Annotated in this window: 27 protein-coding genes; 12 read left to right on the forward strand and 15 right to left on the reverse strand. The window is 38.0% G+C overall.

Annotation, left to right across the window (positions count from 1 at the left end):
* Positions 1-39 precede the first annotated feature (39 nt).
* Together CA265_02175 and CA265_02180 are read left to right on the forward strand one after the other, a co-directional pair.
* Positions 40-648, forward strand: coding sequence for a hypothetical protein (locus CA265_02175; GenBank protein ID ARS38550.1), 609 nt, complete (start codon positions 40-42; stop codon positions 646-648).
* Between the two features lie 823 nt (positions 649-1,471).
* Positions 1,472-2,347 carry a hypothetical protein gene (locus tag CA265_02180; GenBank protein ID ARS38551.1) on the forward strand — a complete coding sequence of 292 codons (876 nt, stop codon included), beginning with the start codon at positions 1,472-1,474 and terminating at the stop codon, positions 2,345-2,347.
* Positions 2,348-3,581: 1,234 nt separating this feature from the next.
* On the opposite strand, the gene CA265_02185 is transcribed toward CA265_02180, so the two are convergent.
* Genes CA265_02185 through CA265_02195 form a run of 3 tightly spaced genes read right to left on the reverse strand, consistent with a single transcriptional unit; the run spans position 3,582 to position 6,419 of the window.
* A complete protein-coding gene (locus CA265_02185; protein ARS38552.1) occupies positions 3,582-4,580 on the reverse strand; it encodes a type I glyceraldehyde-3-phosphate dehydrogenase in 999 nt (332 codons plus the stop codon).
* 8 nt (positions 4,581-4,588) lie between these two features.
* Positions 4,589-5,431 carry a hypothetical protein gene (locus CA265_02190; protein ARS38553.1) on the reverse strand — a complete coding sequence of 281 codons (843 nt, stop codon included), beginning with the start codon at positions 5,429-5,431 and terminating at the stop codon, positions 4,589-4,591.
* A 1-nt stretch (position 5,432) separates the two neighbouring features.
* Complete coding sequence (locus tag CA265_02195; protein ID ARS38554.1) at positions 5,433-6,419, reverse strand: 6-phosphofructokinase; 987 nt, start codon at positions 6,417-6,419, stop codon at positions 5,433-5,435.
* 111 nt (positions 6,420-6,530) lie between these two features.
* On the opposite strand from CA265_02195, the gene CA265_02200 reads away from it, so the two are divergent.
* A complete protein-coding gene (locus CA265_02200; protein ID ARS38555.1) occupies positions 6,531-7,220 on the forward strand; it encodes an NUDIX hydrolase in 690 nt (229 codons plus the stop codon).
* Positions 7,221-7,438: 218 nt separating this feature from the next.
* Here the strand turns inward: CA265_02200 and CA265_02205 are convergent, their stop codons facing one another.
* Positions 7,439-8,299 (reverse strand): N-acetylglucosamine kinase, encoded by an 861-nt coding sequence (locus CA265_02205; protein ID ARS38556.1) that lies wholly within the window; start codon positions 8,297-8,299, stop codon positions 7,439-7,441.
* A gap of 219 nt (positions 8,300-8,518) precedes the next feature.
* Between CA265_02205 and CA265_02210 the strand changes: the two genes are divergently transcribed.
* From CA265_02210 to CA265_02230, 5 genes are all read left to right on the forward strand, one after another.
* On the forward strand, positions 8,519-9,544 hold the full coding sequence (locus CA265_02210; protein ARS38557.1) for a threonine aldolase: 1,026 nt from the start codon (positions 8,519-8,521) through the stop codon (positions 9,542-9,544).
* Positions 9,545-9,607: 63 nt separating this feature from the next.
* On the forward strand, positions 9,608-11,119 hold the full coding sequence (locus CA265_02215; protein ARS42862.1) for an acetyl-CoA carboxylase biotin carboxylase subunit: 1,512 nt from the start codon (positions 9,608-9,610) through the stop codon (positions 11,117-11,119).
* Between the two features lie 133 nt (positions 11,120-11,252).
* The gene (locus tag CA265_02220; GenBank protein ID ARS38558.1) at positions 11,253-11,837 is read left to right on the forward strand and encodes a riboflavin synthase; all 585 of its coding nucleotides are present in this window, start codon (positions 11,253-11,255) and stop codon (positions 11,835-11,837) included.
* A gap of 168 nt (positions 11,838-12,005) precedes the next feature.
* A complete protein-coding gene (locus CA265_02225) occupies positions 12,006-14,654 on the forward strand; it encodes an alpha-L-rhamnosidase (protein ID ARS42863.1) in 2,649 nt (882 codons plus the stop codon).
* 175 nt (positions 14,655-14,829) lie between these two features.
* Positions 14,830-15,291: a hypothetical protein gene (locus tag CA265_02230; GenBank protein ARS38559.1), complete on the forward strand. Its 462-nt coding sequence runs from the start codon at positions 14,830-14,832 to the stop codon at positions 15,289-15,291.
* On the opposite strand, the gene CA265_02235 is transcribed toward CA265_02230, so the two are convergent.
* Complete coding sequence (locus tag CA265_02235) at positions 15,288-16,439, reverse strand: hypothetical protein (GenBank protein ARS38560.1); 1,152 nt, start codon at positions 16,437-16,439, stop codon at positions 15,288-15,290. The genes CA265_02230 and CA265_02235 overlap by 4 nt on opposite strands.
* 132 nt (positions 16,440-16,571) lie before the next feature.
* Between CA265_02235 and CA265_02240 the strand changes: the two genes are divergently transcribed.
* Both CA265_02240 and CA265_02245 read left to right on the forward strand, forming a co-directional pair.
* Positions 16,572-16,868, forward strand: a complete 297-nt coding sequence (locus CA265_02240; protein ARS38561.1) for a hypothetical protein — start codon at positions 16,572-16,574, stop codon at positions 16,866-16,868.
* Positions 16,869-16,880: 12 nt separating this feature from the next.
* Positions 16,881-17,471 carry a hypothetical protein gene (locus CA265_02245; GenBank protein ID ARS38562.1) on the forward strand — a complete coding sequence of 197 codons (591 nt, stop codon included), beginning with the start codon at positions 16,881-16,883 and terminating at the stop codon, positions 17,469-17,471.
* 151 nt (positions 17,472-17,622) lie between these two features.
* On the opposite strand, the gene CA265_02250 is transcribed toward CA265_02245, so the two are convergent.
* The 6 genes from CA265_02250 to CA265_02275 all read right to left on the reverse strand — a co-directional run bounded on the left by CA265_02250 (position 17,623) and on the right by CA265_02275 (position 21,494).
* A complete protein-coding gene (locus CA265_02250) occupies positions 17,623-18,546 on the reverse strand; it encodes a ribonuclease (protein ARS38563.1) in 924 nt (307 codons plus the stop codon).
* A 75-nt stretch (positions 18,547-18,621) separates the two neighbouring features.
* The gene (locus CA265_02255; protein ARS38564.1) at positions 18,622-19,053 is read right to left on the reverse strand and encodes a hypothetical protein; all 432 of its coding nucleotides are present in this window, start codon (positions 19,051-19,053) and stop codon (positions 18,622-18,624) included.
* A 38-nt stretch (positions 19,054-19,091) separates the two neighbouring features.
* Positions 19,092-19,622, reverse strand: a complete 531-nt coding sequence (locus CA265_02260; GenBank protein ID ARS38565.1) for a GNAT family N-acetyltransferase — start codon at positions 19,620-19,622, stop codon at positions 19,092-19,094.
* Positions 19,623-19,668: 46 nt separating this feature from the next.
* A complete protein-coding gene (locus CA265_02265) occupies positions 19,669-20,169 on the reverse strand; it encodes a damage-inducible protein DinB (protein ID ARS38566.1) in 501 nt (166 codons plus the stop codon).
* 102 nt (positions 20,170-20,271) lie between these two features.
* A complete protein-coding gene (locus tag CA265_02270) occupies positions 20,272-20,820 on the reverse strand; it encodes a DUF4199 domain-containing protein (GenBank protein ID ARS38567.1) in 549 nt (182 codons plus the stop codon).
* A 203-nt stretch (positions 20,821-21,023) separates the two neighbouring features.
* A complete protein-coding gene (locus tag CA265_02275) occupies positions 21,024-21,494 on the reverse strand; it encodes a helix-turn-helix transcriptional regulator (protein ID ARS38568.1) in 471 nt (156 codons plus the stop codon).
* 209 nt (positions 21,495-21,703) lie between these two features.
* Between CA265_02275 and CA265_02280 the strand changes: the two genes are divergently transcribed.
* Positions 21,704-22,492, forward strand: a complete 789-nt coding sequence (locus tag CA265_02280) for a hypothetical protein (GenBank protein ID ARS38569.1) — start codon at positions 21,704-21,706, stop codon at positions 22,490-22,492.
* A 34-nt stretch (positions 22,493-22,526) separates the two neighbouring features.
* Entirely contained in the window at positions 22,527-23,270 is a 744-nt protein-coding gene (locus CA265_02285; protein ID ARS38570.1) for a hypothetical protein, read from the forward strand.
* An 84-nt stretch (positions 23,271-23,354) separates the two neighbouring features.
* Here CA265_02285 and CA265_02290 read toward each other — a convergent pair whose 3' ends face one another.
* From CA265_02290 to CA265_02305, 4 genes are all read right to left on the reverse strand, one after another.
* Positions 23,355-23,963, reverse strand: a complete 609-nt coding sequence (locus CA265_02290) for an alpha-ketoglutarate-dependent dioxygenase AlkB (GenBank protein ARS38571.1) — start codon at positions 23,961-23,963, stop codon at positions 23,355-23,357.
* Positions 23,939-24,187, reverse strand: a complete 249-nt coding sequence (locus CA265_02295; protein ID ARS38572.1) for a metal-binding protein — start codon at positions 24,185-24,187, stop codon at positions 23,939-23,941. Before CA265_02295 ends, CA265_02290 begins: the two co-directional genes overlap by 25 nt.
* A 6-nt stretch (positions 24,188-24,193) precedes the next feature.
* Positions 24,194-25,033: a cysteine methyltransferase gene (locus CA265_02300; GenBank protein ID ARS38573.1), complete on the reverse strand. Its 840-nt coding sequence runs from the start codon at positions 25,031-25,033 to the stop codon at positions 24,194-24,196.
* A gap of 92 nt (positions 25,034-25,125) precedes the next feature.
* A complete protein-coding gene (locus CA265_02305; protein ARS38574.1) occupies positions 25,126-25,662 on the reverse strand; it encodes a hypothetical protein in 537 nt (178 codons plus the stop codon).
* Positions 25,663-25,765: the final 103 nt, after the last annotated feature.

A 25,765-nucleotide genomic window follows, 5' to 3' on the forward strand; every position in this document is an offset into this window, starting at 1 on the left:
CGCTATTATTAAGCGTCTAAAGTCTATCCCTATTTGTGTATGCTCGAATCCCGCAAGGTGTTTTTAGTGAACGCCGTATTAAATTATTTCAGTAGTTTATGCCCTATCACCCCTGGTTTTATTCAGGAAATTGAAAAAAATGTAGAGCCCCTTCTCATCAGGAAGAATAAATACATTTTATCGCCTATTGATAATAATGATTATGTTTTTTTTGTCGTATCAGGTTTGGTAAGGGGTTTTATTAAAGATGGTAATAATGAAATTACCACCTGGATCAGTTTAGGGGATGAATTTATTGGGGCCATTCAGCATCCGGATGAAAATATTCAGCCCTCTATCGAATATTTGCAGGCATTGGAAAACTCCGAATTAGTTGCCATCCCGCACGTATTGATTGATAAGCTTTATGCCAGTTATCAGGAAACAAATGTTATTGGCAGAAAGATTTTGGCACTCCAGTATCATGCCGCTTCAGAACGGGCCATAATCGCACGAATTCCTTCCGCAGAAAGACGATACGAAAAATTCTTAGAACTAAATTCTTTTGACGTATCCAGGGTACCACTAAGGTGTATAGCCAGTTATTTAGGGATGCGTTTAGAAACACTCAGCCGCATACGCAGTAAATTAGTGAGAGAGTTGGTGTAATCAAGTAAAGACATCTGCTTCGCAGGAATGATCAGTATTATAATAGCTTAGGCCGATGTGCGTAATGAATACTCAAGTTAAACGCTATGTTTACATAACATTATACACTTTTTACATATTGATGTACAACATCAGATTATGCATACTAACCAATGCATTTGTGTTTAAATTTGGTTAAGTAAAAATTAAATCAACGGGACGATTTAGATTACACTTACACTGGTAAGCCTCTCTGTTAAGGGAGGCTTATTTTATTTCATAGCTGATCAGCCAAGCTTCCCAATAATGAAATGATTTTGTTAAAGTTTTTATTAAATGGTGTTATTTAAAGTAAAATCTTCATCAAATCTTAATCTTTGAGCCGTAATATTGCAGATATAAGGGGTGAGAGCCTTATATCAACTTCATAGTTGAGAGCGTTAATTTAGATAGAGGATGTAGCCAGTGGCTATATCCTTTTTTTTCCTGGCATTTTTAGAAAATGCTCCAGACAAACTCGTAATTTATATTTTGGGCAACTGCGAATATTATGATGGGATATAGTGCCATGTTCCTACTCCGGTAAGATAAAAAATAGTCCTATAGCATAGAATGATTACCTATTACTAAGTATTGTGTGGGATTCTAATAGTAATTAGATTTAAATAAAAATTGAGATAGTATTTGGCTATAAGAAATTTGATAATTGCGGTATTTTAAGTAATGTTTGTTATCGAGGTATTTAGTTAAATAAACCTAAACTACAATAAAAGAAATTAGATATTATTACTATATAGATATGCATTGTAAAGTTGATATACATTTATTAGTTATTATAGGCATTATGATTTGCAGCGGTGGGTTTGGTGGATACCTAAATTACTTGCATAATTTTGATACTTTAGACAAAGATAGTGGAGATAAAATTGGAAGGTTTAAATACATCCTATTGGGGATAGGTGCAGCGTTTTTGGTACCTGCTTTTCTAAAAATGATATCAAGTAATCTTTCAATAAGTGATGACAATAATGATTATTTGATATTCGCTGGTTTTTGCTTAATTGCAGCTATCTTTTCAAGGCGGTTTATTAATACAATAGGTGAGAAAATATTAGAAGCTGCAAAAAATGCTGAGAAATCAGCGCAAGAAAGCAAACGAAAAATTGAAAATACACAGTTTGAACTTTCAACGGCAAAGGAGAGGATCGAAGATGTGAAACTTGCTGTTGATTTAAAAAATGCACCCAAAGTTAATATCGAACGTGCTGATAACTCTCATAAAGAAAAATTGATAGAGTTGGCAAATAGTTATGTTACGAAGACAAGTGTTCCTGATTATGCGGAAAGATTACGGTTGAAGGCAGAGTTAGGAAGAAAAATGGGGGAGATCATTGTACGCAATAATCTTTCAACTGAAGAGCTACTAAATCATTCTTCGGAGGGAATGATATTGGCTTTGTCTTATTTGGTTCAACTAAAGCCAAGTGAAAAAGGATTAGATCTACTAAAAATTATTTCTAAATCTGCCTCGCAACTTTATACAAAATATTCAATTTTAGTCTCTTTTGATACATTAGCCAGAAATAGTTACATCAATAAAACACATGTTAAAGAAGTAGTTAATATTATTACAGCATTTCAGCAAAATGCCGACAATTCATTATTGAGAAAGATTCAGGATACGCTCACAATACTTAGTCTTATTGGTCCACTTGAGTAGATAGGAGTCTGTTTTATAATTCCGATTAAGTGATTTTGGCTTATTCCATCAATGAAAAACTATTGAGCTATCACCTGCTCAATAAAACTGTTTACTGCAAACTAAAAACTACCTTACTGCATTGATAAAGTAATCAACCTATTTGTTAGAATTGTTAACTGCAGCAGTAAAGTCGATAAATGAAAGTTTAATGCTGTGGACTGCAAGTTTAAAACTTCCGGTAGAAAATTTAAAGTTAAGTATTGCAAGTTCCAAACCTAAGAACTACAAGTATAAAGTTGTTGACAGATTATTTTAAAACTATTAATTGAAAGTTAAGAAAGCCCGACTAAGAGGTAATACTATCAACCACAAGTTCAGATCTTATTCATTGCAATTATAGTGTTGTTACTAAATGTGTAGACTTACCAATTGTAAAATATGGCGTTATTTTGAATTAATCTTTTTTATGAAAGACCAGCAAGTCTTTTGGTCAGTTGAGTCTATGGTTGTTTTTAAACTGTACAAAAAAAGAAAACTATCAAGGCTTTGTTCAAAATATATATTATCCAGTTATAGGTTAGTTATTTTTGCTGTTATTTAGTAAAAGAAATTTTCTGATAAAAGGTAGAAGGCGGTTAGTAGCTGGAAATTAAAATCTTATATAAAAGAAAAGAGACAATCTATCCAGACTTGTCTCTTTTTTCTAACCAAATATAAACCTGTTATGAGCCAGGCTTTGTCTTTAATCTTCTATCCGAACCGAAGTGCTTCAAGAAAATGATTTATCTTTTTTTATCGTGATAAACATCGTTCCGTTTATTACTCTACAAATATAGTAAAAAATTTGATAGTGTAAAAAATACACTAAGAAAAATTTAAGTATTTTTTTTGTCATTTTTTATTTCCTGTTCCTTTTCTGTAAGCTTTTAGGATTTAAAACGACTGTGTTGCAAATATAGCTCAAAAATATGTTAAGTAATTGTTAAATATTATCAATTTATGGTATTATTTAGTCAAACGTTTGTTTAGTTCTTGGGTAAATATGAATTTTTCTGAAATTTTAAGCCTATTTTTTGAGTTTTAGGTGTTGTTAAGTAAATTTTGGGTATAAAAATTAAATAAAAACTGATTTCGAATCGTTTTTGAGATGGAGTTTTATGGGTGAAAATTGTATTTAAAACAAAAAGGCAACATTAATTGAATAATGTTGCCTTTTATTATGGTTTAAAAAAGCGCTTAGCGCAATTTTTTGTTACAAACTTGCGTAATATTCTACGAATTTAGCTAATGCAGAAGAATATCCCCATTCGTTATCGTACCAAGATACCACTTTAACGAAATTATCGTTCAATGAGATACCCGCTTTAGCATCAAAAATCGAAGCGTGGTCATCGCCAATAAAGTCAGAAGAAACTACTTCATCTTCAGTATAAGCCAACACACCTTTTAATTCGCCTTCAGAAGCTGCCTTCATTGCTGCTTTAATTTGCTCATAAGTAGCTGGTTTTTCTAAACGTGCAGTTAAATCTACAACAGAAACGTCAGCAACCGGAACACGGAAAGACATACCGGTTAATTTACCTTTTAATTCAGGTAAAACCATACCAACAGCTTTAGCTGCACCAGTAGAAGAAGGGATGATGTTAGAGAAACCACCACGGCCACCTCTCCAGTCTTTAGCAGAAGGACCATCAACTGTTTTTTGAGTTGCTGTTACCGCGTGGATTGTGCTCATTAAACCTTCAACAATACCGAAGTTATCGTTTAAAACTTTAGCAATTGGTGCTAAACAGTTTGTGGTACAAGATGCATTAGAAACAATAGTTTGATCTGCAGTTAATTTATGGTGGTTAACGCCCATTACATAAGTAGGGATATCGCCATCTTTAGCAGGAGCAGAGAAAACTACTTTTTTAGCACCGGCAGCGATGTGTTTTTCAGCATCAGCGCGGGTTAAGAATAAACCTGTAGATTCGATTACTACTTCAACACCTACAGCATCCCATTTTAAATCAGCAGGATTTCTTTCTGCAGTTACACGGATTGTTTTGCCATTAACAACTAAATTACCATCAACAACTTCAATCGTACCATCAAATTTGCCATGTGTAGTATCATATTTTAACATGTATGCCATATAATCAGGCTCGATCAAATCGTTAATCGCTACAATATCCAATCCTCTTTTTAATGCGGCTCTGAAAACCAGTCTGCCAATACGGCCAAAGCCGTTTATTCCAATTTTGCTCATTGTTTTTGTTAATTAGTGTAATGTTTTAATAAATTTTGTATTGGTTCTTTAATGATGCTTTTAATTGTGATGTCGTATTTATTAGCCACCAGCTTTAACCGGTCTTCGAGCTCTGCAGCTACTTTACCTACAATATGTATATCCCGGTCGCTGTATTTTTCGGCCATTGGTAAAACATAAGTTTTAATATATTTTTCAAAGCCCTCGTCAATCAGCCTGCGAATATATTCGTGTTTGCTGTTTTGGGTAATGAAATCAAAAAAAGAAGTTAAAAATATATTGGCCTGTGGCTTATTATAAATACGTTCTAATATCTGAGGGCGGTCTAGATTGTAATTCAGCATGAATTTGGTTTCGATATCCTTAGGCATTTTAAGACTTAGGAATTCTTTAAGAAGTATTTTCCCAAAATAATTCGAAGAACCTTCATCACCCAGTATGTAACCTAATCCAAAGTTGTTACTGATTGGCTTTTTTCCATCGAAGTAGGCACAGTGTGCACCACTTCCCAGCATGCCAACAATACCGGGTTGATCATAACAGGCTGCTTTAGCGGCGCCAAATAAATCATTTTCTACTACAATTTTACTGTATTTGAAAAACGATGATAGGGTTTTGGCTAATTCCTCTTTTCTGTCTGCTGACGATGCACCAGCTGCAAAAAAATAAATTTTCTTTATATTTTCTGCGTTGTTAACCAAAGCAACTTTTTTGTTTAAAATCTGTAAGATCGTTTTTGGATCAACAAAGCAAGGGTTTAGGCCTGTAGTATTACAATGTGCTACTACCTGTCCATTTTGTGTTATTTTCCAAAATGCTGTTTTTGATCCGCTATAAACAACTGCTACCATATTATATTGAAAGTACCTCTGTCATTTCCATTAAATCGGGCTCGAGTTTAAAAGAATGAGCGGTTAAAGCCTCTCTTATGCTGGTTAATTTTATTTCGTTTCCTTTTAAACCTACCATTTGCTCCGTTTCGCCTGCAATTAACGCATTTACTGCGGCAAAACCTAAACGACTGCCTAAAATTCTGTCGAAACTGCTTGGGCTACCACCACGTTGAAGGTGGCCCAGTATCGTTACTTTGGTGTCGTAATGGTCAAAAGTTTCTTTTACTTTTTTTGCAATATCATAAGCACCGCCTTGTTTATGGCCTTCGGCCACGATAACGATACTTGATGATTTTTTTGTAGCTGCGCCTAAGGCCAGTTTTTCAATCAATTCAGTTACACTGGTTTCCTTTTCTGGTAACAAAACAGCTTCGGCACCGCTGGCAATTGAACTTCTTAGTGCAATACAGCCAGAGTCGCGGCCCATTACCTCTATAAAGAATAAACGGTCGTGTGCATCGGCAGTATCTCTGATTTTATCAATCGCTTCGATTACAGTATTAATAGCCGTATCGTAACCTAAGGTAAAATCTGATCCCACTAAGTCATTATCAATCGTGCCCGGTATCCCGATCACCTTAACGCCGAAAGTTTCTGAAAAGCGTTTCGCTCCGGTAAATGTTCCATCACCGCCGATTACCACTAGTCCATCAATGCCGTTTTTCTTTAAGTTATTGTAGGCAATCTGTTGACCTTCGTCTGTTTTAAACTCTAAACAGCGTGCAGTTTTTAATATGGTACCACCCAAGTGTAAAATATTACTTACAGAACGGGCGTCCATTGGTTTTATGTTGTCGGTAATTAAACCCTGGTAACCTTGCATTACACCAAACATGTTAATGCCATGGTAAATTCCGGTACGAACAACAGCTCTGATTGCAGCATTCATTCCAGGGGCGTCGCCTCCAGAAGTGAGTACAGCTATATTTTTTATATTTGGCTCCATCTTTATAACACGAATATAGTGTGTATTTTTTACACTAAGTAATTTATTTTATTTTTTTTACTTAATATTGAAAGTCATACCTTTATCTGCTTAAAATAACTAAATTTTACTTTGGAACAAATTTTACCTCATTTAGATTCTGTATTCTCGATAGATTGCGTTTTGTTTGGATTTGATGGTAAGGAATTAAAAATCCTGCTAATTGAAAGGAATGAAGAACCGTTTAAAGATTGGTGGGCATTGCCCGGTAACATTGTTGGCCCTGATGAAAGTTTAGATCAATCAGCCTCCCGGATTTTGTACGAACTTACTGGTTTGCGTGGTATTTACATGGAACAGTATTATGCTTTTGGCGATCCGCACAGGCACCCCCAGGGTAGGGTAATTACTTTGGCTTATTATGCCTTGATCCGTTTGGGTGGCGATAAAGAGCTGAGGCCGATTAGCAGCTATGCCAAGCGAGCCAACTGGCTGCCAATTACTGATCTGCCTAAACTGGCTTTCGATCACCAGAAAATTTATGACAAAGGATTAGAAAAAATAAAACGCCGGATTAAACACCAGCCCATTGCTTTCGAACTCTTGCCGGAAAAATTTACTTTAACGCAATTACAGCATGTTTATGAACTGGTGCTGGGTAAAAAACTCGATAAAAGGAACTTTAGAAAGAAAATTGTGAGTTTTGGCGTGCTAAAGGAGCTTGATGAAAAACAAAAAGGTGTTTCTTATCGTGCAGCTACTTTATACCGTTTTGATAAACGTAAATATGCCAAACTTTTTGGTAAGGAGATTTCGTTCTAGCGGAGAGCGATAAGCGGAAGGCGTTTGGCGTTGAGCGGAGGGCATAGCGCTAAAGTAAAAGCTAGATGTGATAACGGAGGACTTGAAGACTAAAGCGCTGAAAGACTAATACAACTGAATAACTTATAAAAAAAGAAAATCCCCGGTTTGAAATCGGGGATTTTTATTTTAATTCGTATTTGACTGCGGACTAAAGACTCCAGACTTAGGACTGAAAACTAAGCCTTAGGCGCTAGCTCCAGGTGGTAGTGAACCAAATCATCTATAGGTGAGCGGATAATTTTACCCACGCCCATTTCGTAACGGTCGGCTACAATACTTAAAATATCACGGAAACTGTAACCTACAGAACCTACACAGTTTAACTTGTGATCTTTGTAGTTTGGATAGTGAATAACCAAAGCTTCGAAAAATGCGGTAAATGCATAATCAATGGTTGCAAAGGCATAATCCTCGTAATTATCTTTAAAATCGTATAAGAATTTACTAAAGCTTGCGCAGAAACGGTTTGGCAATGGCTTGTTATAAATGTTATCGAAAATATCTTCGTTAGTTAAAGCGTAGTTATCATAAAAAGCTTCACGTAAGCCTTTCGGCATATAACCTTTCATGTAATCGCTTAAGATACGTTTACCAATGTACGAACCGCTGCCTTCATCACCCAGGAAATAACCTAATGAATCGATGTTCATGGTGATTTCAGATCCATCGTAAAGACATGAGTTAGTACCGGTACCTAAAATAGCAGCAAATCCTGGCTCGTTTCCAAGGAGTGCTCTAGATGAAGCAAGTAAATCATGGCCTACAAAAATGGTTGCATTAACAAAGATTTGTTGCATGGCATCAGCCACAATCTTAACATTTGCAGGTGTAGAACAGCCGGCACCGTAATAGTAAACTGCTGTTAATTTCTCTCTTTCCAAGTGGTCTGGAAGAGTCTCATTCAAAGACTTTACAATGTACTCTCCTTTTGAAAAATATGGATTGTAACCTTCGGTGTTAAAGTAAATTTTTCTGCCGGCCTCGTTAATCAAACACCAATTTGTTTTGGTAGATCCGCCGTCTGCAATTACTATCATTTTATTTATTTTTGGTTTTAGCACGATAAAAGTATAAAAAGTCTTATATTTTGTATCCTTTTTTTTAATAATTTTTTAACAATTTGTTGTTGTCGGAAATTAAGTGTGTAAAAAATACACTATATAGGGCGTTTAATCGCCGAAAAACCTTAAAATTATACCAGAAAAGGCATTGGTCTTTTTTTTAACGTCAACAATATTTTACAAGCAGATAGCGAAATGAACAACAGATTTTTAGATTTCAGGAGTGATACGGTAACCAAACCAACTGCCGGAATGTTGGATGCCATGATGAATGCAAAAGTGGGCGACGACGTTTTTGGTGAAGACGAAACGGTGCATGCATTGGAAACAAAACTGGCTTCGATCTTTAATATGGAAGCCGGATTATTTTGTCCATCCGGAACGATGACGAACCAGATTGCGATTAAGTGTTTTACCCAACCCATGGATGAGGTGATCTGCGATCAGACGGCACATGTATACCGTTACGAAATCGGGGGCATCGCGTATCATTCCGGTGCATCGGTCAGGTTGTTATATGGCGATCGCGGGATTTTGACACCAGAGCTGATTGAGCCTGAAATCAATGAAGATAATATCCACTATCCCAATTCCAGTTTGGTGGTTTTAGAAAATACCGTAAATAAAGGTGGCGGAAGCTGTTATACCTTATCGCAAATTGCACCTATCCATCACCTCTGTAACATAAAAGGATTAAAGCTGCACTTAGATGGTGCACGTATTTTTAATGCACTTGTGGCCACTGGCGATCAGGCAAGCGAATACGGCAAATATTTTGATGGTATTTCGGTTTGCCTGTCTAAAGGACTTGGAGCGCCTGTTGGTTCAGTGCTGCTGGGCAGCAAACAAATGATCCATAAAGCGCGGAAAATTAGAAAAGCTTTTGGTGGAGGCATGCGCCAGGCTGGTTTTTTAGCAGCGGCAGGTATTTATGCGCTCGATCATCACGTCACACGTTTGAAAGACGATCACGCCCATGCACAGGCTTTAGCTAATGCACTGGCCAGCACAAAATATGTAAAATCGGTCATGCCGGTTGAAACCAATATTGTTATTTTTGAAGTAGAAAAGGGATCAGCAGAGAAAATTGTACACCAGTTTAAAGAAAAAGGACTGCATTGCAATACCACCAGTGCCAGTACCATCCGTTTGGTAACACACCTGGATCTAAGTACTGAAATGATCGATCAGGCAATTGAAATAATATTACATTTGTCTTAGACAGGGTTTTAAGTCCTGAGTCTTTAGTCCTGAGTCAATATGTCTAATGAAATGCTAACCAAGATGCCCGAAAACTCCAAAGCCCAAACGCCAATCTCCAAACTCCTAGTCGCTAACCGTGGCGAAATTGCTTTGCGTATCATGCGCTCGGCGAAAGAAATGGGTATAAAAACGGTTGCCGTTTTTTCTGAAGCAGACCGTAATGCACTGCATGTACGTTATGCCGATGAGGCGGTTTGTATTGGGCCAGCACCATCTAACCAAAGTTATCTGGTAGGAGAGAAGATTATTGGTGCCTGTAAATTAACGGGAGCCGAAGCCATTCATCCCGGTTATGGATTTTTATCAGAAAATGCTGGTTTTGCACAAATGGTTGCCGATGCAGGCCTGATTTTGGTTGGTCCTTCGCCACAGGCCATGGAAACGATGGGCAATAAACTCTCGGCAAAGGCAGCAGCGCTAAAATATAACATCCCCATGGTGCCCGGAACAGAAGAAGCCATTCAGGATGTGAACGAGGCAAAACAGCGTGCCATCGAAGTCGGTTTCCCGATATTGATTAAAGCTGCTGCAGGTGGCGGAGGCAAGGGCATGCGTATTGTGGAGCGGGCTGAAGATTTTGAAGAACAAATGCAGCTTGCCGTAAGTGAAGCCACCTCAGCTTTTGGCGATGGGGCTGTTTTTATTGAACGTTATGTTACCTCACCAAGACACATCGAGATACAGGTTCTGGGCGATAACCATGGCAATATTGTTCATCTTTTTGAACGAGAATGTTCTGTGCAGCGCCGTCACCAGAAAGTGATAGAAGAGGCACCTTCGTCTGTTTTAACTGAAGAAATCAGGCAAAGGATGGGCAAGTGTGCCGTAGATGTAGCCCGTTCGGTGAATTATACCGGAGCTGGTACGGTGGAGTTTATTTTGGATGAGAACCTCGATTTCTTTTTTCTCGAAATGAATACCCGTTTGCAGGTAGAACATCCCGTAACCGAATTAATTACAGGTATAGATCTGGTAAAAGAACAGCTAAAAATTGCTTCCGGCGAAAAGCTGAGCTTTAGTCAGGAGGATTTAAAAATCAGTGGGCACGCCGTAGAACTTCGTGTTTATGCCGAAGATCCGGCCAATAATTTTTTACCTGATATTGGTACCCTGCAAACTTATAATACGCCAAAAGGCAACGGGGTAAGGGTTGATGATGGTTTTGAGCAGGGGATGGAAATCCCGATTTATTACGACCCTATGATCGCCAAACTGATTACTTATGGTAAAGACAGAGAAGAGGCCATTGAGCGCATGGTGAGGGCTATTGAAGAATATGATATTACGGGGATAGAAACTACCTTGGGTTTTGGTAAATTTGTCATGCAGCACGAGGCTTTTAAAACGGGTAATTTCGACACGCATTTTGTGGGTAAATACTTTAAGCCCGAAAGTTTAAAAGTACAGGACGAAACAGAAGCCTTAATTGCTGCTGTAATTGCTGCAAAACTATTTGATAAGAAAGAGGTGAAGTTGGGAGATGCAGCTATTAAAAATAGCTCCGACTGGAGAAAAAATAGATTGAAATATTAGAATAAATGAATCGTCATGGTGTGAGATCGTCATTACGACCGTAGTGGAGAAATCTATAAGTTAAAATAATATAGATTTCTCCATTTCGCTGCACTTCAGTCGAAATGACGACCTTATTGTAAATAAATATAAAATGTTCACTGGAATTATAGAAACACTTGGCGAGGTTACTGCCATTAAAAACGACCATACCAATATCCACTTTACCATCTCTTCTGCAATTAGCCATGAGCTGAAAATAGACCAAAGTGTAGCCCATAATGGCGTGTGCCTCACGGTCGTGGCTTTAAATGACGGAACACATACCGTTACCGCTATTGATGAAACCTTAAATAAAACCAATCTCGACGGCCTAAAGGTGGGGAGCAAAGTTAACCTCGAACGCTGTATGCAGATGAATGCCCGTTTAGATGGCCATATTGTACAAGGTCATGTAGACCAGACAGCTGTTTGTGTAAAAAGAGAAGAGCTGGATGGTAGCTGGGAATACCGTTTTAAATACGATGCTTCAGCCGGAAATGTAACTGTAGAAAAGGGTTCTGCCTGTGTAAATGGCATTAGCTTAACCGTCGTAAATTCTCAGGCCGATGAGTTTTCGGTATTTATTATCCCTTATACTTTCGAACATACCAATTTACAGGAAGTTGAAGTTGGCGATACTGTAAATTTAGAGTTCGATATCATTGGCAAATATGTTGCCCGATTAATGAACCGGTAAGCTTTATTTTTTCTAGTAGTTTATTGTTGTAAATGACTGTTAAATAGTATTTTATTTAATTATTGGCGTTGTGCTAACGCTTAATTTTTCATAACAGTGCAGGATGGTTGGTTAAATAATATTTCTGATTATCGTATAGTTAAGACTAAAAAATTAACGCTAACCAATATGAACAAGAATTTCCGTACCTCAGGCACAATAGCTGCTCTTGCCTTAATCTTTTTATTTACTACAAATGTTTTAGCACAGAAAATTTCGGTAAAAGATTTAACTGTTGAGCATTTGGTAAATCCTTTTAGTATCGATCAGCCAAAACCCAGATTTAGCTGGAAGATGGTTTCTGATCTAAAAAATACCAGGCAGAGTAATTACGAAATCAGATTGGGTACGTCAGCCAGTATTGATAAAGTTTTGTGGAAAGCAAACGTAAACAACGATCAATCGGTTCTCATCGCCTATGATGGTCCCGGGCTATCCTCGAAAACTAAATATTACTGGCAGGTTAGGGTAAAAGACAACCACGGAAATGCATCTGCATGGTCACCTGTTCAGTTTTTTCAAACCGGTTTAAAACCTGAAGATTGGACGGCAAAATGGATTTCGGTAGCAGGAAAAGATACTTCCCTGGCCAGTCCTTTTTTCAGGAAAGAAATTAACCTCAAGAAAGAAGTAAAGTCGGCAATGGCTTACATCACTGCAAAAGGTTTGTATGAAGCCCATATTAACGGCGGCCGTGTTAGTGATGCTTATTTTGCACCAGGCTGGACAAGTTATAAAGACCATATTCAATACCAGGTTTATGATGTGAAGCAAGTACTAAAAAAGGGCGCGAATGTAATTGGCGTTTCACTAGGCGATGGCTGGTACAAAGGCCGCATTGGATTTAGTAATCAAAAACACTTTTACGGCGATACCAGAGCATTATTGTTGCAACTGGAAGTAGAATACACTGATGGAACCCGAGAAACCATCACTACCGATAATAGCTGGAAAACAGCTTATGGACCAATACTGGCCTCCAATATTTACGATGGCGAAACCTACGATGCCCGCTTAGAGCTCCGCGGCTGGAATAATACCGGCTTTAGAGAAAATGCTGCCTGGAAACCAGTGCAGGAACTGGCCAAGGGTACGGAAAAACTGGTTGGCATGAGCGGACCCCAGGTAAGCAAACACGAAACATTTAAAGCCTTAAAAATATTTAAAACCCCGAAAGGTGAGACCGTTGTCGATTTTGGGCAGAATTTAGTGGGTTGGGTCATGTTAAAAGCTAAAGGTGCTGCTGGTACTAAAATTACCATCAGCCATGCAGAAGTATTAACCAAAGAAGGAAACTTTTACACCACAAACCTCAGAAGCGCCAAACAACAAAACAATTATATTTTAAAAGGTGAAACTGAACAGGTATTCGAGCCACATTTTTCTTTTCAGGGGTTTAGGTATGTCAAAATAGATGGCTATCCTGGTGAACTGAAACTGGAAAACCTCACTGCAGTAGCGGTCTATTCCGATATGAAAACCAGTGGGAAATTCACGACCTCAAATCCTTTGCTCAATCAATTGCAACATAATATTAGCTGGGGACAGAAGGGGAATTTTGTTGATGTACCTACCGATTGTCCGCAAAGAGATGAACGTTTAGGCTGGACCGGTGATGCACAGGCCTTTGCCACAACTGCGGCATACAACATGGACGTATCGGCCTTTTTTACCAAATGGTTAAAAGATGTTTCGGCAGATCAGCTCCCTAATGGTAGTGTTCCTTTTGTGGTACCCAATGTGTTGAACCAGAATGATGCAGGTTCGGCAGGCTGGGCCGATGTAGCCACCATTATTCCGTGGGATATGTATGTTTCGTACGGAGATAAAGGCCTATTGGAAACACAATATGGTAGCATGAAAAAGTGGGTCGATTATATTTCTTCTGTAGCAAAAAATAACCTTTGGAATACAGGTTTCCACTTCGGCGACTGGTTGTTCTATCGCCCCAACGATGATAATGATGGCCGTGCTGCAGTGACGGATAAGTACATGATTGCCCAAACATTTTATGCGCATTCTACTCAGTTGCTTATAAATGCCGCAAAAGTATTGGGTAAAACAGATGATGTAAGCAAGTACAGCAGACTATTGGAGCAGATTAAAGCGGCTTATATGAAAGAAAACATGACGCCAAATGGAAAGCTGATCTCCAACACCCAAACCGCATATGTATTGGCCTTGCAGTTTGATATGCTGCCTGAAAATTTACGCGCACAGGCTGCACAAAGATTGGTAGATAACGTAAAAGATTACGGAAATCACCTGACCACAGGTTTTTTGGGTACACCATACCTTTGCCATGTATTGAGCCGCTTTGGGCACGAGAATGTAGCTTACGATCTGTTATTGCAGGAAAGTTATCCATCATGGTTATATCCGGTTAAAATGGGTGCAACGACCATTTGGGAGCGCTGGGATGGTATTAAACAGGATGGCTCTTTTCAAACGGCTGATATGAATTCTTTTAATCACTACGCTTACGGCGCTATTGGCGATTGGATGTATAAAAATATTGCCGGCATTAATCCGGTATCAGCACAACCAGGTTACAAAAACATTTTAATTGCACCAAGACCAGGCGGAAAATTAACCAACGCATCTGCAGAACTGGAAACCGTGTACGGTACCGTTAAATCTTCATGGACGATTGCCGATGGAGTTTTTAAACTAGACGTAACTGTGCCAGCCAATGCAACCGCCACCGTGGTATTGCCAAAAATCGATAAAAAAGAAGAAATAGGCTCAGGTAGCTATCATTTTGAATATAAATATTAATCGCTTAATATTGCAGCCTCGTTAAAGAGATTATATCAATATGATAGATTTTTGAGGAGTCGTCATTCCCAACTTGATTGGGAATCTTAATGCATTTAGTTTTAAGATTCCCGCCTGCGCGGGAATGACGACTTATTTAAATTGATAAAGTCTCCATCAGTTATTAAAAAAATAAATGTACAATAAAGAAGAAGCAGCCCGCCTGCGCCAACAGTTTTGGATCAGTTTCGGACAATATATGAAACCCGTGCCTTCGGCCAGTGGTTCAACCGTAAACTGGACGAACTACAAAACGGGGGTGAAGAATATCTTCTTTAAAATGGATGTTGACGGTAAAAAAGCTTTTATCAGCATTCAGCTATCACATCCCGATCCCGATATCAGGCATCTCATTTTCGAACAGTTTGAAGAATTTAAACGCTTGTTTACCAATACCGTAAACGAAGAATGGGAATGGATTAAAGATGCCACCGATGATTTCGGCAAAACCGTATCACAAATTTCAATCAGTATTACCGGGGTAAGCATATTTAATCAGCAGCACTGGCCCGAGCTGATTTCTTTTTTTAAACCCAGAATTATTGCCCTCGACGAATTTTGGGACAATGTAAAACCCGTTTTCGAAGATCTGGTTTAGTCAGTCAGGTTTAGCTGCGCTATCCTGTCTTTCGAAAATTTAATTTCTTCTTTATCGTCCATCAAACTGGGCCTGCTTTTTAAATACAGGTTATAATATTTAAGTGCATTTTTACCCTGTTTTAGGCGTGTATCGTAAAATACAGCAAGACGGTAATACAAGGTAGGGGTGGCTTTAAACTGCAGGCCTTTTTTGTAAGCGGCATTTGCCAGTGTGAGCTGATTGTTTTCTTCATAAACCAGTCCCAGTAAAGAGTAATAACTGGAAGTATTAGGCGAAATAGCCTCATCGATGGTTTTTCTGGTATAAACAGCTGCCTGCGGATAATCTTTTAAAGCCCGGTAACTCAGTGATGTGTAATATAAGGTCGCTTCATTCTCCATTGCTGCTTCTTCCAACAGTTTAAAAAGATCGATCGCTTTTTGATATTTTTTAGTGTAATAATAGGCTTTTGCTACATCTTTTATTACCCCAGCATCGGCAGCATCTTTCAACAATTTCTCACCTGAAGTAATCACTTCACCATATTTTTTAAGCTGGTTGGCAATGGGAAGTTTCGCCCTTTGCAGCACCAGGTTATCACTGTCTCCCTTAATGGCTATATCGAGCACCTGATAAGCTTTTTCGTATTGCTGATAAGCGGAATGCTCTTCAGCCAGATCAGTAGCCACATCACCTTCTAAAGGGTTGATCTGATTGGCCTTTAACAAGTATTTGAGCTTTAAAGAATCTTTTGGCAAAGTGTAAAGGTTCGCCAGCAGTTTATATACATTAAAATTATTGCTGTCTATTTTTACAATTTGACCGTAATAGAGTTTGGCCCTTTCGGTATTTCCCCGTTTGGTATTAATACTACCCAGACTGAAAAGGGTAGGGAGGTGCTGTGGCTGTAGTGTATAGGCTTTGCTGTAAAATTTTTCGGCTTCTACATTATTGCCGGCCATTAAAAAACAATAGCCAATCTGGCTGAGGGTTTTAAAATCATTCACCTCTTCTCCATAAATACCTTTAAGATACTGAGCAGCATCGGCATAACGCTGAGTCTGATAAAAATCAAAAAGTTTTTCCTTATCAACAGTGGTTGCATTTTGCGCGTAACCTGCTAAACTTAAACCAAATAAAACCAATAGTGTAAGGCGCTTTTTCATAACAGCTAATTTTAAACTAATTTATTAGTTGTTTTTGTCAATTCCAAATCTCTTTGTTAAAATATCGGGGTAATAAAACAAAATAAAGGCTAAGGGGTTTATAAGGAATAGTTTAACTAAAAATAAGAACCTATGAATACTTTAAAGAAGTTTGAATTAATGGAAAAGATCGTGCGTGAATTGGAAGATTTGCAAAACTCTCAGCAGGCACTTATTCAGAAAATTGGTAAAATTGAAGTAGATAATATCGAATTGGGCGATAGCCGCCTGGAAAAAGATTTACCAGATATTCATCAAAATTTAGCCGATAACTTAGATACTATTTCGGGAATTTTAGATTACTTTGCAGGTAAAACACAAAACTTTGGTGATAAAAACAATGTTGAGGCTTTAAAAGAACAAGAAGCCATTAACAATGCCACCAGCTAAAATTAATCGCATATGAAATTTTTATCTTTAACCGTTGCCTTTTTGCTTGTTGGTTTATTTGCCAGCGCACAGGTACTGCCATCTTTCCAGCTAGGCATTAAAGCTGGTGCAAATTTTTCGAAATTTGATAGTGAAAACACTTTTAACAGTAATAACCGTGCAGGCTTTTATGGTGGTCTTTGGGCCAGGGTAGGTGCAGCAGGGGTTTACTTTCAGCCGGAGCTTTATGTGTCGGGGAAAAAAGCAGATTTAGTAAGTGAGTCAACGGGTGAGGTAAATAAAGTGCGTTTTACAAGTTTAGACGTGCCTTTATTGGTGGGTACCAAGTTTGGTGCTGCCGGCATTGGACTTCGTTTAAATACCGGACCGATGTTTTCGCTAATATTAGATGAAAACCAGAGTTTTGGTCAGGCTGCAGGAAGTGTTTTCAAAGCCGACTTTAAAAATCAAGCTATGGCCTGGCAGTTTGGTGCAGGTTTAGACCTTAAAAAATTAAGTTTTGATGCACGTTACGAACTGGGTTTATCAAAAATCAATAAATCAGGTTATCCTGGTACTAAGTTAAACATATTTACAGTGGGCTTAGGTTATAGGATTTTGTAATCTTAGTTGATTATTCCCAGGATACGTCACCCTGAATTCATTTCAGGGTCTTTAGATTAAAAAGATGCTGAACCAAGTTCAGCAAGACGATTATAATTAAGCGAACTCAATAAAGAAGAGGCAGATGAATTAAATTTATCTGCCTTTCTTTTTATTCCTCTTTTTCCAATTCAACCTCTGTGAGCTCGTAGGCAAACGATCCGTTTTTTGGTATAATAGGTGTGGCCCTGCCCACGCTCAATGCCTTAATAAATGAGGCGCCGAAATAAAATATCAATGAAGAGTAAAATACAAAAAGCATAATTACGATAATCGATCCGGCCGATCCGTAAATATTACTGATGTTACTCAATGGCAATAAAATCCTTAAAATATACTTTCCTGCGGTAAAAAGGCATCCGGTTAACAAACCTCCTGAAATTGCTGCCCGCCAGGTAGGCCGTCCATTGGTTAAATACCTGAAAAGGATGGTAAACCAGGTGGTTACAATCAGCACAAATACAAACTGATTAATGATGGAAGTTAACACCAGGCCGAAAGATGGTGCGCCATTTTTTAAATAGGCACCAATATAAGCCTGCACACTATCGGCCAGTAAACCGATAAAAAATAATATCCCCGCCAATAAGATGATGGTAACCGATATGGCTCTCGATTTAAGCGTATTGATGATTCCTTTTTTATCTTTTTGGCCTATATTCCAGATCTGCTCCAGCGAGTTTTTAATCACATTGAACAGGGTGGTGGCTACAAAAAGGAAAAAAATAAAACTAAACAAGGTAACGTACCAGGCCTGATCGATACCGCGAATGTTTCTTAAGGTCGTTCTGATCTGTAAAATACTCTCATTGTCGAGAATACTGGCCAAACGTTCGAAGAGGTGGGTAGCCAATAATCTTCGATCGGTAAACATCCCGAAAAGCCTGATCAGGATAATTAATATTGGGGGTAAGGCGAAATTGGTGAAAAAAGCAGTAGCACCGGCCAGACGTAAGGGATCATTCTGCTGAAATAAATTAAATGCTTTTCTTATGGTTGAGAAAAAAAACTTCAGATCTTCTGTTATCGATGGCATCACTCCTGCGTTAAACTCAAAAGGCCGAAAATAGTAAAAATACTTTATTCAGCCTTTTTTATGCGTGTAAAGATTCTAGTTTGTTTTGGTGAAAACCAGCAAGGTTTTATCGCCATTTAACAGATATAGCTTATTATCAGTTATTTTTGCGCTATTCACCTGATTAAGGGCATGTAAATAGGCGCGTTCTGCAGCATCAGTTTCCTGACAGAACATTTTTGTGCCGAAAACATTTTTAACGGTTATTTTATTATCTGCAATTTCTCCCTGTCCGCCATAGTTGTTACAGAACGATTTTCCGCTGATCCTCAAACTATCAGCAAAGTTTAGCGTTGCTTTTGCAGCTGTGGGCAAAGTTAAGCCAGGTAGTTCGCTTAACTCCCATTTGGTATTGGTAAAGCTTGCCGGATCTAATTTTTCTTTACAAGAACTCAATAATAAGATCAGCATTCCGCAGAAGATAAGGTGTTTCATAATACGAGGTTTAAATGATTTCCTTTGTAGCATCAAAAACTAAACCATAAAAAGAAAAAATTGCCTTTTGATTAAAGCGAAACTGATTTCTCCATCTTCATCCAATGGTGTTTTATGCCATCGTAATCGAAAAGATTGATCTTCTTTAAACCAACTTTTTCCAAAACATGGATAGAACCGAGGTTTCTGATATCTGCTATACCAAAAATCTCATAGAGATTGAGTTCATTAAAACCATAGTCTCTTGCCGCGATCGCAGTCTCTGTAGCATAACCTTTTCCCCAAAAACGTTTGCTAAACCGATAACCCAGATCGTAGTAATCAATATGGTTATTGGTAAATTCTTTAATCAATTTTAAGCCCGACCAACCCACAAAATTACCTGTTGCTTTTTCAATTACCGCCCATCTGCCAATGCCATTTTCTGTGTATTGTTTTCTGATAAATTCGATATCGGCTATACTCTGTGCGATAGATTTTAACGGTTTATTGCCCAGATAAAGATGCACCTCGGGGTCACCATCCATTTCAAACATACCTTCGGCATCTGCCGGTATTAATTCGCGCAAAATTAAACGTTCCGTTTCAGCAAAAATCTTCATGGCCAGTTTTGGTCTTATCCTTCAAAATTAGGATAATTTGCCAATTTTACTTTAGGCTATCTTCGTAAATTGGTCCATATATACTGGGCACTTTATTTCCGGTAGCACGTAAATAAACAATCATTTCACCACGGTGGTGGTAGATGTGGTTCATTAAAAAGCCCCGCACGACCTGAATCCTCGGCATGGGTTCGAGAACAGTTTTGCCTCCGGCGGTCATCTTCCAGTCTTCGAACATGCTTTCGTCGGTTGCCGATTCGATACTTTCTTTTGCCCGGCCAAAAGCACGTTCAAATTTGCCAATAATGTTGTCGATATTGCTGGTGTCGACTTCGTCGCGCTGGTAGGTATCCATATTAAACTCATTGCCATGGAAAGTACCCGGGTACCAATCGTAAATTTCGGCAATGTGCGTGGCCAGCTGGGCTGTAGTCCACGAGTGCGCAGAGGGTTTAAAATCTAAGGCACTGTTGGGTATTGCTTTTAAAAGTTTGCGGGTGCTTTCTACCTCATGAAGAAATTCACCTAAAAGAGATTTAACTATCATCGTTTTATTTTTCTAATGACCGCGAAACAAAATGTTACTTAGTAAATAAGCTAAAGCGTCTTTTGGTTTTAAAAAAACGCAGATCTACCTATTTTTCAACCTTTAAGATTGAAAAGGACTTGCCGCAAGTGGCGTGTTCGGTTTTCTTTTCAGAATGAATGCGGCGATTAATGAAACCAATATACCAACAGGTAAAATTTCCAGGTAGGTAAACAAAATAACCATTACCGGATTTTTATACAATTTTTGATTAACCGCAAGCTCTTTGGCTTTTTCAGCAAGTTTTGCTGCCGATGCACCACTGGCTTTAGCTTCTCTCATGGCCTGAGCAACATATCTATCCATAAAATCTGGCATAAATACATAATAATCAACCAGCCATACCAAAACGTAAATGGTGGAGGCGATCAGGCTGATGTATAATCCGATTTTAAAAGCTTTACCAAAAGTGATCAGGCCATCGTTATACTTATCACGGTAGTTTTTGATGCCCACAAAAATAAAGGAGAAGGCCAGCACCATAGAAGCGTAGCCGATAAGCATGCTGTGTTCCAGGCTCGGGTCGCTGTAACATCTGGCCATAGAAAGTACCATTAAAACAGAGACAATTAAGCCAGCGATCAATCCGAATACAATTACGTTCTTTTTCATCAGTATATAGTTTGTTTTTTAATTGTAATGAAGCTATCATGAGTACTATTCATGTCTGTCTGTGAGCGTTTGCTCATGATGGTTTCATTTGTTTATAATTAAGAGATTAGACCACAAAATTGCTCCCATTATTTGTTTTAACCCTCATACTTTAGGGTGATTTTTAAAAAATAGCGCTATTTTAATACTTAAGTACGAGTTGTTTAAGGGATGATGCTGAGTTTTTTAGCCATTTCTATGGCTTGTGTTCTGCGCTTTACTTCTAGTTTTTCGAAAAGCCTGGCATTGTGTGTTTTGATGGTATTTAGCGAAACGAATAACTTTAATGCAATTTCCTGGTTGCTCAATCCTGCTGCCATCAATTGTAAAACTTCTAATTCTCTTTTACTGATATTAAGCCTGATGAGTTCTTTTTCGTTAAGGATAAATGTTCCCCGTTCGGTAAAAATCTCCTTTTCAATTAATATGGTTTTAGGTTTGGTTAATTTAAGCGCCAGCCATATACCCAAAGCAGTAAAAATAACTGCTATTGAACCCGCATAAATTTCGAAGGCATGGTTAATAATGATAAAACGAAGCTCAAGCCACTTTAATAAAAAAAGTAAAACAGCCAAAAAAACGCCATAAAGGATAATGCTTTTGTTTTTAACCAGAAAATTCGAAATGCCTGCCATGGGGATAATCCTTTAATCAAAAATAAGGAATTTTGCCAGAAGACGAACGTCTAATCTTATCATAGCAAAGCCGAGCTGCAGAAGTTAAAATGCAACTGATTCATTTTGAATTATTTTTTTCAATTGATGCGGTAATTTTCTGGTGACTTTGATAACAGAAAAGCAATAAAGATTATAAATTAGCGAAAAATATATAAATAGCTATACTCATGAAAATTACGCTTTATGCACTCTTACTTTCCGTTGTTTTATTTGGCTGCGGTAAATCAGAAAAAACCTACAAAGCCAGAACATTTGCTGCAACTGACGATTTTAATGTTTTTCCGAAATCGAAGAAAAATGTCCTGACTATCGTAAAAACAGATTCAGGTGCTGTGACTACAGCCGATCGTTTCGCTATTCAATACAAGGATACCACGATTATTGTTGATGACGCGCCAAATGCTGCTGCACAGAAATTTATTGTTGCATCATTCATCAATACACAAAAAACTGCCGTATTGGTTCAGGTAGCAAACGAAACCGGAAAAATGGCGCCGTTTTATATCATTGCTGTTAATGATGGAAAAACCGAAGTGGTAAGTCTGAACAAGCCATCAAAAGGTGCTGAAGATAAAAAATATACAAATGGCTTAGAGGAATTAACCCGTAGCAATATTTTGGTTAATAACGATTTCTTTATCACAACGATCAATTCGAGGGTTTATCCGGTTAAAAGACAAAATCCTGATGAACGTATCCAGGGGAAATTTTTTATGTATTCCAGCGATAAAACAACATTAGCCTTTTTAACCGCTAATTCTTTGTACCAGGTAAATACGGCAACAGGCGAAACTTTTAACCTGCCATTACCAGCAGCATTAATCAATGAACCTGAAACCCTTGTTGGAAATATTCAAAGAGATTATACCTGGGTAGTAAATGCAAATGGTACTTCTTTTTTAAAGAAAGGTGCTGATGACGACCGCATTGTAGATATTAAAGAGTTTAACCACTAATCTAACTGCCATAGTATCTTAAGAACAGATAACAATGAGCTTTTACAACAGGTACAAAAATGGAGAAACGCATCGTGTTTATACAGACATTGAAAAACTAGGAGAAGAGGCATTTTCTCCTAGTTATTATGCTGACGTTGAAAAAGTATTGATTGAAACCTTTCAAAGGGTTAGGTTCAATCTTGAGATTATCTACCAAGAACTTAAAAATATTGATTACGTTTTCTGGAAAGATAAATCGGGAAATGACGAAGCATTATTAAAGCCATTCTCAGATACAGACGAGCTACTTGATATATTGGAGCGAAACATTGAGCCAATCGGAAAGTTACCGATATCAATGAAAATGTTCTATCAGATTGTAGGTTCCTGCAATTTTGCATGGAATTATCAAAGAGATCCAAACATTCTATGGGAGATGTCAGATGCTATCCAGATAGCCCCTTTAACAGATTGTGTTTCACAGGTAACCAATAAATATTGGTTGGAAGAAATGGAAGAATATATTCAAGATGACGATTTTGGTTTTGCTTTTCTGGATCTTTCGGCTGATGATCTTCATAAGGATAACGTTAGTGGGGGAGCACCATATGCTTTGCAGTTAAATAAGGGGAAAAGTATTGATAGTCAGTTTTTAAATGAACCTAATGAGACAACATTTATCAACTATTTGAGAATTTGCTTCGAGAGTTGTGGATTCCCCGGTATGACTTATGCTGATAATAAAGTGTTTCAAGAATTTTATGATAAAGTAAAGCCTCAATTGCAAAAAATATAAGCTTGCAATAAAATTGGTTTATGAATACACAAGTCATGGTGTCCTTAAGGTCGTTAAAGTTTTAAGTGGTTTTAATCGCCAGGACTAAACTACCATTGTTCTAAAGGTGAGGTTTATCCTTGGTTTACTTACTTTTTTCGTTGGCGGAAGGCGGTGCAGCCAGTTCGTTTGCGTTTCATCTTTCATCACCAATAAACTTCCATTTTCTAAAAATAAGGTTACGGTTTCTTTAGTTTGTTTGTGTTTGAAAAGAAATCTTCGCTCGGCACCGAAACTGAGTGATGCAATGGCCGAATCTTTTGCTAAAGCCTTTTCATCATCGCTATGGTAGGCCATTCCTTCATCACCGTTGTGGTATAAATTAAGCAAACAAGAGTTAAAAGTAGTACCTGTTTGCTCCTCTGAGATTTTTTTTAAATCCAGTAATTCCTTTGTCCATGGTAAGGCCATTTTCGATTTATTGGAGTAGGTATAGGAATAGGCTTCATCTCCATACCAGGCTACTTTTCTTTTGGTAATAATGTGTTTGCCCATAATAAAAGCTTCGTCATTCTTCCATTCAATGGTACTCATCAGCGCCTCGAAATAATGATCGGCTTCTGATATTGTGAATAATTTGCCATAGTAATTTACGGTGCCGCCATATGGGAGCAGATTTTGATTAATATCTATTGTGGTGTTGAATAAATCCATTGTTTGTATGCTGTTTTTAAGCAATGCCCGCAGGGGCGGTAGCCATGTTGAAGTACTTCTTCTACAGAACGGAAAAATACACGGTTTTCTTTCTTCATCCGTTTTCCCGAGCTGCATTTAAGTAACCCGTAAATCTTCAATCTGGCATTTCCGCCTAGGCAAATAGCTTTGCTTCTCAAATACTTTTTTAGTTCTTCCGTTGAAATATCGACATGTTTGATCATACAGGGCTAAACATTTGTTTTTGCTGCTTCCCAACCAATCATGGCCGTTTTTCGGTTTAGCCCCCAATGGTAACCGCCCAATGCACCGCTTGATTGTATAACCCGGTGGCAGGGAATGAGAAAGGCTACGGGATTATCGCCAATGGCCGTACCTACCGCTCTGGATGCATTAGGATTATGCAATTGTTTGGCAATGTTGCCATAGGTGGCCAATTTACCCATAGGTATTTTTAGCAAGGCTTCCCAAACTTTTAACTGGAAATCCGTCCCTTTTAAATGTAGTTTAATCTGGTGCAGTTTGCTCCAGTCGTGACTGAAAATGTATAACGCATTTTGCTGTTCTTTATCCAGTATCTGCTGATATTGAGCGGATGGGAATTGGCGTTGCAGATTTGCTAAAGCAATCTTTTCATCATCGTAAAAAGCGATATGGCAGATTCCTTTTGAAGTGCTGGCTACGATAATGTTGCCGAACGGACTTTCTGCAAAACTATAATTGATATGAAGGTTTTCACCGCCGTTTTTATATTCTCCAGGTGTCATCCCTTCGATGTTTACAAAAAGATCGTGCAGTCTGCTGGTTCCTGATAGGCCGGTTTCTAATGCGGTATCGAATAAACTTTGGTTTTCTTTCAGCATTTCTTTGGCATAACCAATGCTAATGTATTGCAAAAAACGTTTGGGCGTAGTGCCTGCCCATTCGCTAAATAATCTTTGGAAATGAAAGGGGCTTAAATTTACTTTCTCTGCAATTTCTTCTAAACCAGGCTGTGTTTTAAAATTCGCCTTGATGTAGTTTATGGCTTCTGCTATCCGGTTGAAATTGATTTCTTCTTGTGCTTTCATGATCTTGAATAATTTATATCCAAAAGTAGTTTGGAAAGAAAAGGTAAACTACCCGAAACTTGCTAAGTTTAACCGTGATTTTAAAACCCGGTTTATTTAATTTCATTTCCAATTAATTTTTTCGCCCTCGCAAGATCGGTATTTCCATTGAGGTCTATCTCAATAAAATATGGTACCTGCCATTGCTGGGTTTTTTCGGCCTGTTTATTTGTTGGCGTATCCCAGGGAGGGTAAACCCTAATCCCGCTTTTACCTTCTACTCCATTTTTGGTAATCATTTTATGTGCTACCAATATGGTTTTTGGAAAAATAAACTGGCCAGCTTGGCCAGCGCTTTTCGCTGATATTATTAACAGGTCGAATTCATCCTGATCGTTAAAAGGTGTTGTAATGCCTGCTTCATTGCGCTTCCATATGGTTACAAATTGTCCGGTTTTAGTTGGGGTGATTTTCGAAAGGCGGTGTCTGATTTTTAAACCGTTTAATTCAAAGGCACAGGCTGCATATGCCTGACTTTCATTTTCTAATTGTAAGTTATTTATTTGATAACCCAAAGGACTATAAACTAAATTGGATGCCGTTAGTAATATCGATGGTAATTGGTTTATGGCACTTTCTTTTGGAGGCATATTGACTGGTAAAATAGGAGGCGAAAGAAATTGGGCGAAAATAAAGACTTTTTATCTCAATAACTTTTAGTGTTATTAACAAATCTGGCATTATTGTCCTTCG

The sequence above is a fragment of the Sphingobacteriaceae bacterium GW460-11-11-14-LB5 genome (assembly GCA_002151545.1).
Taxonomy (GTDB): Bacteria; Bacteroidota; Bacteroidia; order Sphingobacteriales; family Sphingobacteriaceae; genus Pedobacter.